At 61.0% G+C, this 17,093-nt stretch carries 15 protein-coding genes; 5 read left to right on the forward strand and 10 right to left on the reverse strand.

What is annotated here, in order from left to right:
• Nucleotides 1-8: 8 nt before the first annotated feature.
• Nucleotides 9-1,355, reverse strand: a complete 1,347-nt coding sequence (gene algB / locus ACU680_RS23275) for a sigma-54-dependent response regulator transcription factor AlgB (RefSeq protein ID WP_003220286.1) — start codon at nucleotides 1,353-1,355, stop codon at nucleotides 9-11.
• Between the two features lie 426 nt (nucleotides 1,356-1,781).
• Between algB and ACU680_RS23280 the strand changes: the two genes are divergently transcribed.
• From ACU680_RS23280 to ACU680_RS23300, 5 genes are all read left to right on the forward strand, one after another.
• Nucleotides 1,782-2,066: a hypothetical protein gene (locus ACU680_RS23280; RefSeq protein ID WP_258677587.1), complete on the forward strand. Its 285-nt coding sequence runs from the start codon at nucleotides 1,782-1,784 to the stop codon at nucleotides 2,064-2,066.
• Nucleotides 2,067-2,138: 72 nt separating this feature from the next.
• A complete protein-coding gene (locus tag ACU680_RS23285; protein WP_003177151.1) occupies nucleotides 2,139-2,303 on the forward strand; it encodes a DUF1328 domain-containing protein in 165 nt (54 codons plus the stop codon).
• 2 nt (nucleotides 2,304-2,305) lie between these two features.
• A complete protein-coding gene (locus ACU680_RS23290; protein ID WP_400762600.1) occupies nucleotides 2,306-2,770 on the forward strand; it encodes an inhibitor of vertebrate lysozyme family protein in 465 nt (154 codons plus the stop codon).
• A 701-nt stretch (nucleotides 2,771-3,471) separates the two neighbouring features.
• Nucleotides 3,472-4,803 (forward strand): glutamate/aspartate:proton symporter GltP, encoded by a 1,332-nt coding sequence (gene gltP / locus ACU680_RS23295; RefSeq protein ID WP_367082256.1) that lies wholly within the window; start codon nucleotides 3,472-3,474, stop codon nucleotides 4,801-4,803.
• Nucleotides 4,804-4,981: 178 nt separating this feature from the next.
• Complete coding sequence (locus ACU680_RS23300; protein WP_338800435.1) at nucleotides 4,982-6,211, forward strand: nucleoside recognition domain-containing protein; 1,230 nt, start codon at nucleotides 4,982-4,984, stop codon at nucleotides 6,209-6,211.
• Between the two features lie 139 nt (nucleotides 6,212-6,350).
• Here the strand turns inward: ACU680_RS23300 and ACU680_RS23305 are convergent, their stop codons facing one another.
• The 9 genes from ACU680_RS23305 to ACU680_RS23345 all read right to left on the reverse strand — a co-directional run bounded on the left by ACU680_RS23305 (nucleotide 6,351) and on the right by ACU680_RS23345 (nucleotide 16,934).
• The gene (locus tag ACU680_RS23305) at nucleotides 6,351-6,974 is read right to left on the reverse strand and encodes an ABC-type transport auxiliary lipoprotein family protein (RefSeq protein ID WP_367082254.1); all 624 of its coding nucleotides are present in this window, start codon (nucleotides 6,972-6,974) and stop codon (nucleotides 6,351-6,353) included.
• Nucleotides 6,971-7,909, reverse strand: coding sequence for an MlaD family protein (locus ACU680_RS23310; RefSeq protein WP_448180612.1), 939 nt, complete (start codon nucleotides 7,907-7,909; stop codon nucleotides 6,971-6,973). Before ACU680_RS23310 ends, ACU680_RS23305 begins: the two co-directional genes overlap by 4 nt.
• Nucleotide 7,910: 1 nt before the next feature.
• Entirely contained in the window at nucleotides 7,911-8,714 is an 804-nt protein-coding gene (locus tag ACU680_RS23315) for an ABC transporter ATP-binding protein (RefSeq protein ID WP_440973726.1), read from the reverse strand.
• The gene (locus ACU680_RS23320; RefSeq protein WP_329696846.1) at nucleotides 8,711-9,859 is read right to left on the reverse strand and encodes an ABC transporter permease; all 1,149 of its coding nucleotides are present in this window, start codon (nucleotides 9,857-9,859) and stop codon (nucleotides 8,711-8,713) included. The genes ACU680_RS23315 and ACU680_RS23320 overlap by 4 nt, the downstream gene beginning before the upstream one ends.
• Before the next feature lie 55 nt (nucleotides 9,860-9,914).
• Nucleotides 9,915-10,943: a DUF5924 family protein gene (locus ACU680_RS23325; RefSeq protein ID WP_367082248.1), complete on the reverse strand. Its 1,029-nt coding sequence runs from the start codon at nucleotides 10,941-10,943 to the stop codon at nucleotides 9,915-9,917.
• A gap of 236 nt (nucleotides 10,944-11,179) precedes the next feature.
• Nucleotides 11,180-12,574 carry a M16 family metallopeptidase gene (locus ACU680_RS23330; RefSeq protein WP_448180613.1) on the reverse strand — a complete coding sequence of 465 codons (1,395 nt, stop codon included), beginning with the start codon at nucleotides 12,572-12,574 and terminating at the stop codon, nucleotides 11,180-11,182.
• A gap of 176 nt (nucleotides 12,575-12,750) precedes the next feature.
• A complete protein-coding gene (locus ACU680_RS23335) occupies nucleotides 12,751-14,409 on the reverse strand; it encodes a Na/Pi cotransporter family protein (protein WP_367082246.1) in 1,659 nt (552 codons plus the stop codon).
• Between the two features lie 379 nt (nucleotides 14,410-14,788).
• A complete protein-coding gene (locus ACU680_RS23340; RefSeq protein WP_448180614.1) occupies nucleotides 14,789-15,556 on the reverse strand; it encodes a TerC family protein in 768 nt (255 codons plus the stop codon).
• A 70-nt stretch (nucleotides 15,557-15,626) separates the two neighbouring features.
• Entirely contained in the window at nucleotides 15,627-16,934 is a 1,308-nt protein-coding gene (locus ACU680_RS23345) for a CitMHS family transporter (RefSeq protein ID WP_007954069.1), read from the reverse strand.
• Between the last annotated feature and the right edge of the window lie 159 nt (nucleotides 16,935-17,093).

The following is a 17,093-nucleotide window of genomic DNA, read 5'->3' on the forward strand; positions in this document are numbered from 1 at the left end:
TCGGGCGCTCACAGGTTGTACTGCTTGCGCTTGCGATACAGGGTCGACGCGTCGATGCCCAGGGTTTTCGCTGCCTGATCCAGAGTGCCCGCCGTCGCCAGCACCGCGCCAATGTGGGCTTTTTCCAGTTCATCGAGGCTCAGCGCGGCGCCGACTCGAGGGGCGTTGTTCGCCGGTTGCTCGGCCATGCCGAGGTGGCTGATTTCCACGCGTTCCTGCGGGCAGATGATGCTCGCCCGCTCCACCACGTTACGCAGCTCGCGAATATTGCCCGGCCAGCGATAACCCAGCAGCGCCTCTCGCGCTTCGTCACTGAAGCCTCGGGCCGGGCGCGCGTACTCTTTGACGAAGCGCGCAAGGAAGCGGTCGGCCAAGGTCAGGATGTCCTCGGCACGTTCGCGCAATGGCGGCAGATGCAGGGTGATCACGTTGAGGCGATACAGCAGGTCTTCACGGAAGCGCCCGTCGCGCACCATGTCTTCGAGATTAAGGTTGGTCGCGGCGAGAATCCGCACATCGGCACGACGGGTCACTGGGTCCCCTACCCGCTCGTATTCCTTGTCCTGAATAAAACGCAGCAACTTCGGTTGTAAAGTCAGCGGAAAATCGCCGATTTCGTCGAGAAACAGCGTGCCACCGTCCGCCTGATTGACTCGACCAAGCGTACTTTCGCTGGCGCCGGTAAACGCACCGCGACTGTGACCGAACAGCTCGCTTTCCATCAACTCTGCGGTCAACGACGGGCAGTTGATGGTCACGCAGGATTTCTTCTCGCGCTTGCTCCAACCATGAATGGCCCGGGCCAGTTCCCCTTTACCCGTGCCGGATTCGCCGAGGATGAGGATGTTGGCGTCGGTACCGGCAACCTGCCGCGCAGTTTCCAGCACCACTTTCATCGCCGGGCTGTGAGAGTCGAGGCCGTCCTTGGGTTTGCGGATCTCGCCTTCGAGGGCTTCCAGACGCGCCGAGAGCTGGCGCACTTCCAGCTGCTTGGCGGTAGCCAGACGCAACTGGTCGGGGCTGCACGGTTTGACCAGATAGTCGGCGGCGCCCGCCTGGATCGCGTCCACCGCGGTATCGACCGCCGAATGCGCGGTGACGATCACCACCCGCATCCATGGCGCCTGAACGCGCATTTGCGCCAGCACATCTAGACCGTTGTCTTCACCCAGACGTAAATCGAGGAAGCACAGGTCGAACACCTGGCGCTGCAACAATGCCTCGGCCTGAGCCGCGCTGTTGGCGGTGGCCACCGTATAACCTTCGTCTTCGAGGCAATAACGAAAGGTTCGCAGGATGGCGGACTCGTCGTCCACCAGCAGAATGCGGCCTTGATGCTCAGTGGCAGATTCCATTTTTCCTACGCTCCATAGTGATTGATCTTCGGTTAGTCCCGGAAAAATCGGGCAAGTTGCATGGTTGATTCTGAACGATGCGAGCCATAGGAGGGTAGCTCTCTCCTGCCTTGACGGCCAATCCATTGATTTTGTTGAGTTTTTAAACAATCACCGATTTGCAGAGGGTTCCCTGCGTACTTTTCTGACATCCGCGACGTGCTCTCAATTCCATAAGAATGAAATCTCCTACGAAATAATCATGCATTTCGCACGACCGTAGATGACCCATCGTGCAGGATGCTTCTATCGCTTAATTTCCATCACTTATAACTCATTGATTTTATTGATTATTTTTTAAATAAAAAACTGGCATGCAGCCTGCAATACCTCATTCAGCCCGGGCAGATTCCACTGCCCCAACCGAATAAGAGTGAGGAACCCAGGATGACTCGCCAACGTGCCGCCCAAGTGCGTATCTCGCCACTGCATATCCAGCAAGGCCTGTTTGGCGTACTTGCACTGCTCATCACCCTGATCGCCTGCCAGCAATACCTGAGCTGGGAAAACAGCCGCAAGCCTGAGCCACTGATCTCGATGCAGCACAGCACGCAGACGCACTTCAGCGCCGTCAGCAGCAGTCAGGCCGAAAGCGCCTCGATGCGCATGATGGATGTCGATCAGCCGCAGCCGCTGGATCAACTGCCACGTGAAGAGCGCTGGGTTTTCTGACGAACCGAAGAATTCAGGCGCATCGCGCCGGAACACGCAATATCCCTAAATAGAGAAGTAAGGAGAATCACCATGTTGAGCTGGGCAATTACATTCTTGATCATTGCCATCATCGCCGCCGTACTGGGCTTCGGTGGTATCGCGGGCACCGCCACGGGTATCGCCAAGATTCTCTTTGTCGTGTTCCTGGTGATGTTCATCGCTTCCTTCTTCTTTGGCCGTCGCGGCCGAGGTTAACGATGATTGCTTTAAAGACACTGGCAGCCGCCCTGCTTCTGGGCGGTAGTGCCATGGCGATGGCGGCCAATGATGGCCAGGCGCGGGTCAACGAGCTGCTCAGCTCCGACCCGCAATACCGGGAAACCTGGCAAGGCGTTGTGAAGCACGAAGAGCGCCTGCCGGAATGGGTACTGAACCTGTCCGGCACGCCAGACCAGCAGATGAATGCCGTGACTGAAGATGGCGACAAGTATCTGGTCGGCCCGCTCTGCGAATCCGCAGACAAGTGCCTGAACCACCGCTTGATCGTGGCTTTCAGCTTCGACAAGAAAGACGCATACGCCATGCTCGTCGATGTGCCCGAAGGACTGCCGGCCGACAAGTCGCCAACGCGACATGCCACCTACCGCTTCCTCGGCAAACCGGATGAGGGTATGCAGAATCTGCTGATGGAAACGCTGAAGAAAGATCCGAACTGGTATTGATTCGAACATGAGGGCAGCGCCCCGCTGCCCTTTATTGCGCCTACCCGAGGAAGGCTGGCGCATGACCAGGGGGCCGGGACGTTCTGACTGTTGCAGGGTCGGAGTGACCTACGGGTACAGGGAGTGCCTGCGTGAGGGCCGGGTCAGGGTAAAAGCTGCGACGCAGGTTCGCCGACCCTCAGTGGCTCGACGGACTTGCGCTGAGCTTTATCCAATGCAAAAACATTGATCCAGAGCGTCCTGCTCGTCTTTGAATGCCTCACACTGCGCGCGAAAACATTTCGCGGTGTTTCATGGCGACCGTATATCGAGAAAGAATCCCTTTGAACAGTGGGACATCTAGTCTGCAAACGTAGGCTTTTTCTTAAAATTTCCGTCGAAATTTCTCGTTAAAAAAACCACCCATCTACGCTGTGATGGCCGGTTCACGGCACTTATGCCGGCTGAAATGTCGTAATCGAACCGGTTGGGACGCCAGTTTCAATTAAAAAAGTTCATGCCGATTCGGCATAGGGTAGGCGTTTACGGCATTAGACGGCGCAACCTTGCATCGGAATAGTTGCGCCTTTTTTCGCCTGCCGAAGAGCCGTAAACACGCGCTTCGGGGCACCTTATACGGAGGCAGATGCACAGACTTTTCCGCTAAAGAGCGTTCCAGTTGCTGCATGTGCCTGAGTCAAACGCAAGTAAGGGTAAAGATAATGAAGAAGGCAAAACTCAGCCTCGCCTGGCAGATCCTCATCGGTCTGGTTTTAGGGATTGCAATTGGCGCGTTGCTCAACCACTTCAGTGCCGAGAAGGCCTGGTGGATCAGCAACGTCCTGCAACCGGCAGGCGATATCTTTATCCGTCTGATCAAGATGATCGTGATCCCGATCGTCATCTCCTCGCTGATCGTCGGTATTGCCGGCGTGGGCGACGCCAAGAAGCTCGGGCGTATCGGCCTGAAGACCATCATCTACTTCGAAGTCGTCACCACCATCGCGATCATCGTCGGCCTGCTGCTGGCCAACCTGTTCCATCCGGGCGCTGGCATCGACATGAGCACCCTGGGCACGGTGGATATCTCCAAGTACCAGGCGACCGCCGCCGAAGTACAGCATGAACACGCGTTCATCGAGACCATCCTCAACCTGATCCCGTCGAACATCTTCGCGGCCATGGCCCGCGGCGAAATGCTGCCGATCATCTTCTTCTCCGTGCTGTTCGGCCTCGGTCTGTCGAGCCTGCAGTCGGACCTGCGCGAGCCGCTGGTGAAGATGTTCCAGGGCGTCTCGGAAAGCATGTTCAAAGTCACCCACATGATCATGAACTACGCGCCGATCGGTGTGTTCGCCCTGATCGCGGTGACCGTGGCCAACTTCGGCTTCGCCTCGCTGCTGCCGCTGGCCAAGCTGGTGATCCTGGTTTACGTCGCCATCGCCTTCTTCGCCTTCGTGGTGCTGGGCCTGATCGCCAAGCTGTTCGGCTTCTCGGTGATCAAGCTGATGCGCATCTTCAAGGATGAGCTGGTGCTGGCTTACTCCACCGCCTCCTCGGAAACCGTGCTGCCGCGCGTGATCGAGAAGATGGAAGCCTACGGCGCACCGAAAGCCATCTGCAGCTTCGTGGTCCCGACCGGTTACTCGTTCAACCTCGACGGTTCGACCCTGTACCAGTCGATCGCCGCGATCTTCATTGCCCAGCTGTACGGCATCGACCTGTCGATCAGCCAGCAACTGCTGCTGGTGCTGACCCTGATGGTCACCTCCAAAGGCATCGCCGGCGTACCGGGCGTGTCCTTCGTGGTGCTGCTGGCGACCCTGGGCAGTGTGGGCATCCCGCTGGAAGGCCTGGCGTTCATCGCCGGTGTCGACCGCATCATGGACATGGCGCGTACCGCGCTGAACGTGATCGGCAACGCCTTGGCGGTGCTGGTGATCGCGCGTTGGGAAGGCATGTACGACGACGCCAAGGGCGAGCGCTACTGGAACTCCCTGCCGCACTGGCGCAGCAAGGAAAAACTGCCGGCTGGCGAGATTTCCAAGAACTGATAGCTGAACCTCTGTAGGAGCTGCCGCAGGCTGCGATCTTTTGATCTTGCTTTTAAAGATCGCAGCCTGCGGCAGCTCCTACAGGTGATTGAGGCCAGACAAACCCCGGAGCAATCCGGGGTTTGTCGTTTCTGGCGACCCCGCTATCATTCGCCGCATCTTCCGGGGGATTTGACTGATGCTTAATGGCCTGTGGCTTGGCTTCTTCGTCGTGGCAGCAATATCTGCGCTGGTGCAGTGGCTGGTCGGCGGCAACGCCGGGATTTTCGCGGCGATGGTGGAAAGCATTTTCGCCATGGCCAAACTCTCGGTCGAGGTCATGGTGCTGCTGTTCGGCACGCTGACTCTGTGGCTGGGCTTTCTGCGCATCGCCGAGAAGGCCGGGATCGTCGAATGGCTGGCCAAAGTCCTCGGACCGCTGTTCCTGCGGCTGATGCCGGAAGTCCCGGCCGGGCACCCGGCGCTGGGCCTGATCACCCTGAACTTCGCCGCCAACGGTCTGGGCCTGGACAACGCCGCCACACCGATCGGCCTCAAGGCCATGAAAGCGCTGCAGGAGCTCAACCCCAGCGCGACCATCGCCAGCAATGCGCAGATCCTGTTTCTGGTGCTCAACGCCTCTTCCCTGACCCTGCTGCCGGTGACGATCTTCATGTACCGCGCCCAGCAAGGCGCGCCGGACCCGACCCTGGTGTTTTTGCCGATTCTGTTGGCGACCAGTTGCTCGACCATCGTCGGTTTTCTCTCGGTTGCGTTCATGCAACGCCTGCGCATCTGGGACCCGGTGGTGCTGGCCTATCTGATTCCCGGCGCGCTGATCCTCGGCGGCTTCATGGCGCTGCTGGCAACGATGTCGGCCACGGCACTGGCCGGGCTGTCGTCGATCCTTGGCAACCTGACGCTGTTCGGCCTGATCATGCTGTTCCTGGTGATCGGCGCGTTACGCAAGGTCAAGGTCTACGAAGCGTTCGTCGAGGGCGCGAAGGAGGGCTTCGACGTCGCCAAGAACCTGCTGCCGTATCTGGTGGCGATGCTCTGCGCAATCGGCGTGCTGCGTGCTTCGGGGGCACTGGACTTTGGTCTGGACGGCATTCGGCACCTGGTGCAGTGGGCCGGTTGGGATACGCGTTTTGTCGATGCGTTGCCGACGGCGATGGTCAAACCGTTTTCCGGCAGCGCCGCACGGGCGATGCTGATCGAAACCATGAAGACTTCCGGCGTCGACAGCTTCCCGGCGCTGGTGGCGGCGACGATTCAGGGCAGTACCGAGACCACGTTCTATGTGCTGGCGGTGTATTTCGGCGCGGTGGGGATTCAGCGGGCAAGGCATGCGGTGGGCTGTGCGCTGCTGGCAGAACTGGCCGGGGTGCTCGGCGCGATTGGCGTGTGCTACTGGTTCTTTGGTTAACCACAAGAGCTTCGGGCAACCACTTTCTCTGTGGCGAGGGAGCTTGCTCCCGCTGGGGCGCGAAGCGGCCCTGAAAGAGGGGGCTGCTACGCAGCCCAGCGGGAGCAAGCTCCCTCGCCACAAAAGCAATTTTGATCGATCAGGGTCTCTGAGGGGCGAGTTTCTGGCCTTGGTCGACGGCCCAAGCAACAACCTTGGCCGTCAGCCGATCACTGGCCTGTCCAAACCCTGCCACCACTGCTGGCACCTGCACATCATTCAGAGGCTGACGCTCTTCAAAGCGGCGGCTGGCGAGGATCTTCTGGTCATAGCCGCGCACCAGCAGCGCATCGACGCGCACCACGACGCTGGCCTGATTGCCCTGATACTCGGTCTGAAACGCCTGCAAACTGCCGCCCAGTTCCAGATCCGCAGCGAAGTTACTGTCATCGGTGCTGAGCAGCGTCACCCGACCATCCCGGGCGAAACCATCCAGCAGCCGATTACGCACCAGCACCGGCGCCGGATCGCTCCAGCGCGAGGCCTTGTAGCTGCTGATCACATCACCCTGGGGAATCACTGCGATGTTCGGCCGGTTCAGCGCTTCGCTGGCTTGCAACTTGTTCAGGCGCAGCGACCAGTGCTGGGTCGCCGCCGAACTGGACGAGGCGGGCGCCTGTGCGGCGGGCAGGCGATAGACGTCCGAAGGCTCGGCCTTGGGCAGAATCGAGCAGGCACTGGTCAAGGCGAGGCTGGCGAGGAGGGCGAAGTGAGTCAGCTTCATGGGGTGAACTCCTTGTTCTTGTCACTGCCCAGCAGGTAGCCGCTGGGGTTGGCCTCAAGCCGTTGGGAAATGCCGCGCAGTGAGGTCAGCGTCTCGCGCAGTTCGCGGATCGCCGGGGCCAGGCCATTTAGGCCCTGCATACCGTTGTCGAGGGAGTTCTGGTTCTTGCTCAGCAGGCCGTTGATGGTGGCGCTGCTCTGTTCCAGCGATTTCATTGCCTGCTCGGCACTGCCCAGCGCCTGCTTGCCCTGATCGTTGAGCAGGCCGTTGGCGTTGCGCATCAGCGCCGAGGTCTGCTCGAGCATGCTGCCGGCCTGTTTGCCGACGCTCGCCAGTTGCTGCATGGCCTGACGCAGGTCGCCGCGCTGATCGTTGATCGAACCGGTGGTCTGCTCCAGATGCGCCAGCGTGTTGCTGACGCGCTCGACGTTCTCCGGGGAGAACATCTGGTTGGCGTTGTTCATCAGGGCGGTGATGCCGGTCATCAAGTCGTTACTGTCGTTGAGCAGGCGGGAAATGGGCGAGGGCGCCGCGACGATGGTCGGCAGTTCGCCGTCATGCCCGCGCAGCTTCGGACTTTCTGGAGTGCCACCGCTGAGCTGGATGATCGAGGTGCCGGTGATCCCGGCCAGTGCCAATTTGGCCTGGGTGTCTTCCTTGACCGGCGTATCGCCGCCCAGGCGAATCCGCGCCAGCACCCGGCGCGGGTCTTTCGGGTCGAGACGCAGGTTGACCACATCGCCGACCTTGATCCCGCTGTACTGCACCGGGCTGCCCTTGGACAGGCCGCTGACCGCCTCGTTGAACACTACTTCGTAATCCTTGAACTCGGAATCGACGCTGGACTTGGCCAGCCACAGGCCGAAGAGCAGGGCGCCTGCCACCACTATCACCGAGAACAGGCCGATCAACACATGATGGGCTCGGGTTTCCATGTCAGACCTCGTTAAGCAATTTGGCGGCGTCCAGCGCCGAGCGGCCACGCGGGCCGTGGAAATATTCGTGAATCCACGCGTCGTTGGTTTCCGAGACTACGTCGATCGGGCCGGCAACCAGCACCTTCTTCTGCGCCAGCACCGCCACCCGGTCGGTGATGGTGTAGAGCGTGTCGAGGTCGTGGGTCACCAGAAACACGCTCAGGCCCAGCGCATCGCGCAGGGTCAGGATCAATTGATCGAACGCCGCTGCGCCAATCGGATCGAGGCCGGCAGTGGGTTCGTCGAGAAACAGGATGTCCGGATCCAGCGCAAGGGCCCGCGCCAGCGCAGCGCGCTTGATCATCCCGCCGGACAGTGAGGCCGGGTATTTGTCCGCCGCCGACAGCGGCAGCCCGGCCAGCGCCAGCTTCACCGCCGCCAGGTGCTCGGCGTCGTTACGGCTCAGACCGGCGTGCTCGATCAGCGGCAGGGCGACGTTTTCGGTCACCGTCAGCGAAGAGAACAACGCGCCTTTCTGGAACAACACGCCAAAGCGCCGCTCGACCAGCGAGCGCTCATGCTCGGACAGGCTCGGCAGGTTCTGCCCGAACACTTTCACGCTGCCTTCGCTGGGCCGCCGCAAACCGACAATGCTGCGCAGCAGCACCGATTTACCGCTGCCGGAACCGCCGACCACGGCGAGGATTTCGCCCTTGTACAAATCCAGATCAAGGTTCTCGTGCACGCTCTGGCTGCCAAAGCGATTGCACAGGCCACGGACTTCGATCACCGCCTCCGAGGGCGCGCGGGGTAGACGACTCACCAGCCCATCTCCATGAAGAACAGCGCAGCCACCGCATCGAGCACGATCACCACGAAAATCGACTGCACCACGGCAGAGGTGGTGTGCGCGCCGACCGATTCGGCGCTGCCGCTGACCTTGAAACCTTCCAGGCAACCGATCGTGGCAATCAGGAAGGCAAAGACCGGCGCCTTCACCAGGCCGACCAGAAAATGCTGAATGCCGATGTCGCTCTGTAGCAGCGAGAGGAACATTGCCGGCGAGATCCCCAGCGACACCGCGCACACCACACCGCCGCCAATGATTCCGCAGAGCATCGCCAGAAACGTCAGCATCGGCAGCGCCACCAGCATCGCCAACACGCGCGGCACCACCAGCAGCTCCATCGGGTCGAGGCCGAGGGTGCGGATCGCGTCGATCTCCTCGTTGGCCTTCATCGAACCGATCTGCGCGGTGAACGCACTGGCGGTGCGCCCGGCCATCAGGATTGCCGTGAGCAACACGCCGAACTCGCGCAGAAAGGAGAAGCCCACCAGATCGACGGTGAAGATCGTTGCACCAAAACTGGCCAGCACCGTGGCGCCGAGAAACGCCACCACCGCACCGACCAGAAAGGTCAGCAGCGCCACGATCGGCGCGGCGTCGAGGCCAGTCTGTTCGATGTGGGCGACGACGGGGGTGATGCGCCAGCGCTTGGGGCGCAACAGGTTGCGGGCGATGGTTTCGAGGATCAGGCCGATGAAACCCAGCACTTGCAGGGTGTCTTGCCAGACCGTTTCCACGGCGCGCCCGATGCGGGTCAGCAGTTGCACGCTGACACTGACTTCCGGCTCCTTGATCGGCACACAGAAGTCGGTCAGCGAGCGATACACCGTTTGCAACAGCGCGCGGTCAGCCTGGGAAATCGTGCAGTCGGGGTGTTCGGCGGATTTGCCCAAGCGCTCGGAACCGAGCAGCTCCACCAGCAGGGAAGCGCCAGCGGTGTCGAGGGCGCCGAGGCTGTTGAGGTCAACCACGGTATTGGCGTCGTACTGGCCGTGGAGCTTTTCGGTCAGGTGCTTGAGGTCGGCGTAATGGGCAAGCGTCCAGTCCCCGGACACCCGCAGGCGGGCAGGGCTGATCGAGGTGTCCAGCTGGGCATTACCGCTCGTTGAGCTGCTGATCATAAGCTCCGTGCTTGTTCGGCTGATGACGCTGGCATACGTAATAGCACGAACCGGATTACTTTTCTTTGATCGCTGTGCTGTCCGTCACTTCGAAACGCAGGACGCCGATCACCTGACCATCTTCAGTCAGCACCCGCACCTGCCACTTGCCCGCCGGATTGCCGGGGAAGTTCTGCTTGTGCGTCCACGCCCGGTAACCTTCCTTGCGCCCGCCATGGATATCGAGGGCGATACGGTCGACCTCTTTGCCGTCGAACTGCCACACATGGTAGATCCGCTCATCCAACCCGCGCGGCGCATTGATCGCGGTGTAGGCGTAGAGACCGCCGTTGCGGATCTGCTCGGCGCTGACCTGTTCAAGGCTGTCGCCCGGGGTGCGATCCTGCAACTGGGTGCTGATCGCCACGTCGGTCATCCACAACGTCGCCGGCGGCACCCACGAGCGCAGGGTCCAGCCGACCGCGCCGATGCCGAAGGTGATGCACAGAATGGCCAGCGCGTTGCGCACGGTGCGAATCGGAAAGATCGACGCCAGACTGGGGAACGACAACACCACCGCCGTACCCAGCGCCCATTTGAAACTTTGCGCGGTGGTCAGGTGCATGATCACCGGCAGCGCGGTGAGCAGGGCGGCGAACAGGGTCAGGGTGTGCAACGCGAGAAACGCCCAGCGCCGTGGCGCCAGCCATTTGTAATAGAGCGGATCGACAATCGAGATCAGCGCGGCGATGCACAGCAGGCCGGTGAAGATCAGTTGGCCGCTGTTCCAGGTGGTGGTGATGAAGAAGAACGGCAGGACGAAAAACAGGCTTTCCTGGTGGATCATCTGCGTCGCGTAACGCAGCAGCGGCTGGGGAATTTCGCGCTTGAAGATGCGCGTGAACAGCCCGGTCAGGGTGTTTTCCAGCATCAGCCAGATCCAGCTGAGCAGCATGATGACGGTGATCCAGCTCGCCAGCCCCTGCTGGCGATCGACCAGAATGAAACTGCCGACCCCGGAGATGAAACCGCCAAGCGCAATCACCCCGGGGTAGCGCTTCATCAGTTCGAGAATGCGCTGGATCAGCTGGGGTATTTTCGGCATGTGGGCGGTTCACGACTGAATGGGAAAAAACCTCGACAGAGTACCGCCCGCCGGGCGACGTGGCGAGGCTCCCGGTCAGCAAAGCCTTTTATTTCTGTGGCGAGGGAGCTTACTCCCGCTCGACTGCGCAGCAGTCGCAAAACCTGGGTGCACGGTGTTCCTGAATTAACTCAGCCGTCGGTTTTGGGGCTGCTTCGCAGCCCAGCGGGAGCAAGCTCCCTCGCCACAGGATTTCCTCATCCTTTGGCTTTGTGTTTTTCCCGGCGATGCAAGCGCCAGCCAATCAGCACCAGCAACACCACGCCCAGGCCACCGGCAATCAGCCACAACACCTCATCATCACTGAGCAGCGGTTTCTCGATCCGCAGATACCCCGGCTGCAACAGCAACTCGCGCATGGCCTTGTTTGCCGTTTCCAGGGTCACGCCTTGCAGCTCGCGGGCCGGGTTGGCAAAGCGCCCGTCCTCGTAATCGCCCAGCGCGCTCCAGTAGTAGTCGGCCATCGCGCTGTTGCCCTGTACCGCCCAGGCCTGGTGGGCGATGGCGGCCTGTTTGATCCGGGCGAAGGTGTCGGGGTCTAGGCCGTTTTTCAGCAAGTCAGCCTTGAGGTCTTCCAGCACCTGTTTGGCTTCGGCGAGGTCGTCGCGATCCACGTCAGCGTTGAGGCTCATGAAACCCACTCCGCCAAACACTTCACGCTCGGCCCACGGCCCGTAGGACAAACCGTGGTTCAGACGAATCTGCCGGTACAGCGCCCAGTCGAGGTAGTCCTTGAGGATGTCGAAGGTCTCGTCGTACTGATCGTCGAGCATCGGCTCCGGCACCAGCCAGTGCAACTTGGCGCTGTCGCCGATGAAGCCGCGGGTGAGGGTGCGCTCATGGGCGGCGCTGGTGCGGATGTCCGGCAGCTCACGGTGCTCGGCCGGGTCCACCGCTTCGAGCGCGCCCCAGGTGCGCTCCAGATAGGCCGGCAGCAGTTTGTCGAGCTCGCCGACGACGATCAGGGTCATGTTGTTCGGCGCGTACCAGGTCTTGCGCACCTGCTCCAGTTGCTTCTGGGTCAGGTGACCGACCTCGGCCCGTTGCGGGCACTTCAGGCCCAGCTCTACCGCCAGTTGATTGCTCGCGGTGTGGCCCAGATCCTGGCGGTCAAGAAAGCGTTGCAGGCGCGTGTAATGGCCGCCGTCCTCACGCTCGACCACGCGTTTGGCGGCGTTGATCGCGTTGTCGTCGATGCGGGTCTGGGTCAGCAGGCCCAGCAGCAGGTCGAGGACCTTGCGCTGGTTCTTCGCCGGGGCTTCGATAACGAACGTGGTGTCGGCGTTGCTGGTGAAGGCATTCCACTCGCCGCCCAATGCCTGCATGCGCTCCTCGAGGCCGCCTTCGCCAGTGGCGTCGACGCCGCTGAACAGCAGGTGCTCGAGCAGGTGCGGCAGCTCTTTTTCATCGCAATCGAAATCGTCGAGACCGACGCCCACCACCAGACGAATCGCCACATGCCCACGCTCGGTGCCGGGCTTGAGCAACAGCTGCAAACCGTTGGGCAGCGCATAGCCTTCGACCTGAAAGCGATCAACGGCAAAGGCGGGCAGGGAACCGAGCAACAGACAGGCGAACAACAGGCAACGCATAACAGGCTTCCATACGGCTGATTTGGAGATCCGTGTCGTCAGTCAGGCCCTCATCGCTGGCAAGCCAGCTCCCACAAGGATTGGCGGCATTCACAAAACCCTGTGGGAGCTGGCTTGCCAGCGATGGGGCCCTGAGGCTGAACTCTGAGTTACTGACTGACCCCAGCCTCAGACGTTCAAGGCGAATGCGTAATGTCGGCAATATCATCCGCTTCCAGCGCCCCGGTATCCGCCGTTTCCAGCACCACATAAGCACTGCTGCAGAACAGCGAATTCAAGCGTTTCATATCGGCAATCAGCTCCAGATGCAGCGAACTGGTTTCCAGACTCTGCACGATCTTACGTTGCAAACGGCTGACATGGGCATGGGCCAGACGCCGTTCCTGTGCGCGGAAGCGACGTTTTTCGCGCAACAACTGACGGGCGCTTTCCTTGTCGCCGCTGAGGAATACCGACAGGCCCAGGCGCAGGTTGGCGATCAGTTGCTGATGCAGCCCGGCCAGCTCCTCCAGACCATCCTCGGAGAACGAGCGCCGTTGCGAAGTTTTCTGCTGCTGCACCTTGCGCAGCATGCGTTCGATCAGGTCGCTGGCCAGTTTCAGGTTGATCGCCAGTTCGATGGTCTCCGCCCAGCGCCGACTGTCCTGTTCGCCGAGATCTTCGCGGGGCATTTGCGCCAGATACAGCTTGATCGCGCTGTACAGCGCTTCGACGTCATCGGTGAGTCGGCGCATTTCCTGGGTAATGGCGGTCTGCTTGCCGCGCAGCACATCGAGCATCGCGTCGAGCATGTTGTCGATCAGGTCGCCCATGCGCAGGGTCTCGCGGGCGGCGTTGGCCAACGCCAGGCTCGGGGTGACCAGCGCCGTCGCATCGAGATGCCGCGGTTTGGCGGTGCCGTTGACCTCCGGGCGCTCCGGCAGCAGCCAGGCGCACAGGCGTGCCATCGGCGAGACGCTGGGCAGCAGAATCAGGCAGCGCGCGGTGTTGTAGAGCAGGTGGAAACCGATGACCATTTCCTGCGGGCTGAAATCCAGACCGTCCATCCAGTGCACCAGCGGATCGAGCACCGGGATGATCAGCAGCAGGCCGATCAGCTTGTACAGCAGGCTGCCCAGCGCCACTTGCCGCCCGGCGGCGTTCTGCATGCTGGTGCTCATGAACGCCAGCACGCCACTGCCGATGTTGGCACCGATCACCAGACCGATCGCCACCGGCAGGCTGATCACGCTGGCGCCGGCCAGCGTCGCGGTCAGGAGCACGGCGGCGAGGCTGGAGTAGGAAATCATCGCGAACAACGCGCCGACCAGGGCGTCGAGCAGAATGTCGCCGGTCAGCGAAGCGAAGATCACCTTCACCCCTTGGGCGTGGGTGATCGGCGCGGCAGCTTCGACGATCAGTTGCAGCGCGAGAATGATCAGCCCCAGCCCGATCGACACCCGGCCCATCTGCCCGAGCCGCGTCTGTTTGCGCGACAGAAAGAAAATCACCCCGAGAAAAATCAGCAGCGGCGACAGCCACGACAGGTCGAACGTCAGCACCCGCGCCATCAGCGCCGTACCGACGTCGGCGCCGAGCATGGTCGCCAGCGCCGGGGTCAGTGCCATCAGGCCCTGGCCGACGAAGGAGGTCACGAGCATGGCCGTGGCGTTGCTGCTCTGCACCATCGCGGTCACGACGATGCCGGCGACGAACGCGAGCCAGCGCCTGGACATGTTCTGGCCGATCACATGGCGCAGATTGGTGCCGTACACCCGCAGGATGCCGGTTCGGACGATGTGCGTGCCCCAGATCAACAGGGCCACGGCAGAAAGCAGATTGAGCAGGGTGAGCATGCAGACCCCCTGTAGTAGCAGCGCCCCAGAGGGGCAAGTTGACGGTACCGCGCGGTTTCTACGTTTTTGATACTTAAGCTGTAGTTGGCTAACGGACTGGACGCCAGCATTGCACAGCTAAAGTGCGGATTGAAACAAAAGTGTCATGAAAACAGGTTCATCCACCCCCCGCGCAATCACCCCAAATCCATGTGGGAGCTGGCTCGCCAGCGATGACGGCAGCACTGGCGACATTGATGTTGCCTGACACGCGTCTATCGCTGGCAAGCCAGCTCCCACAGGGTTTGTGTACGAGCTCAAAATCCGCTTGAACAAAAAAACCTGTGGGAGTCTGGCAAGCCAGCTCCCACAGGTTTTGTATTGCTATCGGATCAGCGGGTCACTGGCCCGGCACGTCCTTGCGCAGCTTCACCGGGTCCTGCTGTTTTTTCTTCCTGGCGATCGCGGTGCGCATCTTGATGTTGATCGCTTCCACCGCCAGCGAGAACGCCATGGCGAAGTACACGTAGCCTTTTGGCACATGCACATCGAACGCTTCGGCGATCAGCACGGTGCCGACCACCAGCAGGAACGACAGCGCCAGCATCTTCAGCGACGGGTGCTTGTCGATGAACTCGCTGATCTTGCCCGAGGCCGCCATCATCACCAGTACCGCGACGACAATCGCCGCGACCATCACCGGTACATGGGAGACCATGCCGACGGCGGTGATCACCGAGTCCAGCGAGAACACGATGTCGATGATCGCGATCTGGATGATGGTGTAGAGGAAGTTGCCGCCCTTGCCCGAGGGCTCGTCGCCTGTTTCGTCTTCGCCTTCCAGCGCGTGGTACATCTCCTGCGAGCTCTTCCACAGCAGGAACAGGCCACCGAAGAACAGGATCAGGTCGCGACCGGAAATGCCCTGGCCGAACACCACGAACAGGTCGGCGGTGAGGCGCATGACCCAGGTGATCGACAGCAGCAACAGGATCCGCGTGATCATCGCCAGGCCCAGGCCGAAGATCCGCGTGCGTTGCTGCATGTGCTTGGGCATGCGGCTGACCAGGATCGAAATCATGATGATGTTATCGATGCCCAGAACGATTTCCAGGGCGGTCAGGGTAAAGAAGGCAACCCAGATTTCGGGGTTGGTCAGCCAATCCATGTGTATTCCTTTGAGTGAGTGTTAAACCATGACGCCAGCAAGCAGCTGGCGTCATGGTGAGTGAGTGCCGTTACAACGTGCTGAACAGCGGGAACGTCCCCAGCAGCAAGGCGGCCACCAGTATGCACAGGCAGACCAGCACTGCCCACTTCAGGGTGAAACGCTGGTGATCACCGAATTCGATACCGGCCAGCGCCACCAGCAGGTACGTCGATGGAACCAGCGGGCTGAGCAAGTGGACGGGCTGACCGACGATCGAGGCACGGGCCATTTCCACCGCGGTGATGCCGTAATGGCTGGCCGCTTCGGAGAGCACCGGCAATACGCCGTAGTAGAACGCGTCGTTCGACATGAAGAAGGTGAACGGCATGCTCACCAGCGCCGTGATCACCGCCAGGTACGGGCCGAGGAAGTCCGGAATCACTGCCAGCAGACTTTTCGACATGGCGTCGACCATGCCGGTTCCGGACAGGATACCGGTGAAGATACCCGCAGCGAAAATCAGACTGACCACCGACAGCACGCTGCCGGCGTGGGCCGCAACGCGGTCCTTCTGCATTTGCAGGCACGGGTAGTTGACGATCATCGCGATACTGAACGCCACCATGAACAACACCGGCAGCGGCAGCAGGCCGGCGATCAGGGTGCACATCAGCGCCAGGGTCAGCAGGCCGTTGAACCAGATCAGCTTCGGACGGCGGGCATCGGGGAACTGCGAGACGCTGATTTCGCTGTGATCGATCTCGTCGCCGATCAGGTGCAGCTCGCCCAGACGCGCACGTTCACGTTTGCCGTAGAAGTAGGCAATGATCAGGATCGCCACCACACCGGCGGCCATCGCCGGGATCATCGGTACGAAGATGTCCGACGGGTCCACATGCAGCGCACTGGCGGCACGGGCGGTCGGGCCACCCCACGGGGTCATGTTCATCACGCCACCGGCGAGGATGATCAGACCGGCCATGATCCGCGGGCTCATGCCGATGCGGCTGTACAGCGGCAGCATGGCGGCCACGCAGATCATGTAAGTGGTCGCGCCGTCACCATCGAGGGAGACGACGAGCGCCAGCACGGCGGTACCGACCGAAACTTTCAACGGGTCGCCCTTGACCAGTTTGAGGATCTTGCGCACGGCCGGGTCGAACAGGCCGGAGTCGATCATCAGGGCGAAGTACAGAATGGCGAACATCAGCATCACGCCGGTCGGCGCAAGCTTGGTGATGCCTTCGAGCATCATCGGGCCGATCTTCGGCGCGAAACCACCGAACAGGGCGAACAGGATCGGGATGATGATCAGGGCGATCAGCGCAGACAGGCGCTTGGTCATGATCAGGAACATGAACGTGATGACCATGGCGAAGCCAAGGAAAGTCAGCATGGGAGTACTCCAGGCGTAGCGCGGCTAATTGAGTGAGCGGATCGGAAGGGATCAGCGCAGAACGGGAAGCACGAGACGTACGGGCGGAGTTTCAGCGAGGAGGCGGGCTACAGAGGACATCAGAATCACCATTGTTGTTGTTAATTGGGCCTGGCGTGC

The organism is Pseudomonas sp. LF020, from assembly GCF_053456425.1.